At 60.7% G+C, this 863-nt stretch carries 1 protein-coding gene; it reads left to right on the forward strand.

What is annotated here, in order from left to right:
• Positions 1-78 precede the first annotated feature (78 nt).
• Positions 79-863 (forward strand): plasmid replication protein RepC (gene repC / locus CKW40_RS42325; protein ID WP_095205397.1); only part of this gene is annotated, 785 nt, incomplete at its 3' end.

Consider the following 863-nt stretch of genomic DNA (forward strand, 5'->3'; position numbering starts at 1 on the left):
CGCGAATCACTGTCAAGAGTCTTTGGCGTCGATTCGGCGAGCAGGTTTCTTTTGCCTGATTGAAAGGCGAAGGAAAAAATGGAGACGGGTATTGCAACGACGCCCTTTGGGCGGCGGCCGATGTCGCTTGCCATGTTGGCAGCACAGAATGGCTCGAAGGAAATCCCCGACGGCAAGGCCGTCGAGAAATGGCATGTCTACCGCAACCTTTGCGAGGGCAGGAGCATTGTCGGGGTCGGCGATCGCGCTCTGGCCGTTCTGAACGCATTGCTGTCGTTTTATCCGGACAGCGAGTTGAGCGAGGAGAACGGCCTGATCGTGTTCCCCTCCAATGCACAGCTGTCGCTGCGAGCCCATGGGATGCCGGATGCTACGCTCAGGCGGCATCTGGCAGCCCTTGTGGACTGCGGCCTGGTCATCCGACGCGACAGTCCGAACGGCAAGCGCTATGCGCGCAAGGGGAGGGGAGGCGACATTGAGGAGGCGTTCGGCTTCTCTCTCGCCCCGCTACTGGCCCGTGCTGATGAGTTCGAGGCGGCCGCCGAGCGCGTGCGCGCCGACAACAAGGCCCTGAGGCTGATGCGCGAACGGATTACGCTGCACCGCAGAGATGTTCAAAAGCTGATCGAGGCAGCCGTGGAGGAAGATATGGCGGGCGACTGGGGCGGCCTGTGGCGGCGGTTCCGCGCTGTTGTGGAGGCGATCCCCCGTCGGGCATCCCTAGGCGAGATGGAGCTGATTGTGGGTGGTCTGGCCGCGTTGCACGAGGAAGTGGACATCTTGCTGGAAAGCTTCATGAATTCCACGAATCCGAGCGGCAATGAGTCTCAAAACGAGCGGCAGCAATCATATTCAAATACCGA

Origin of the sequence: Mesorhizobium carmichaelinearum (genome assembly GCF_900199455.1) — a bacterium.
Taxonomy (GTDB): domain Bacteria; phylum Pseudomonadota; class Alphaproteobacteria; order Rhizobiales; family Rhizobiaceae; genus Mesorhizobium; species Mesorhizobium carmichaelinearum.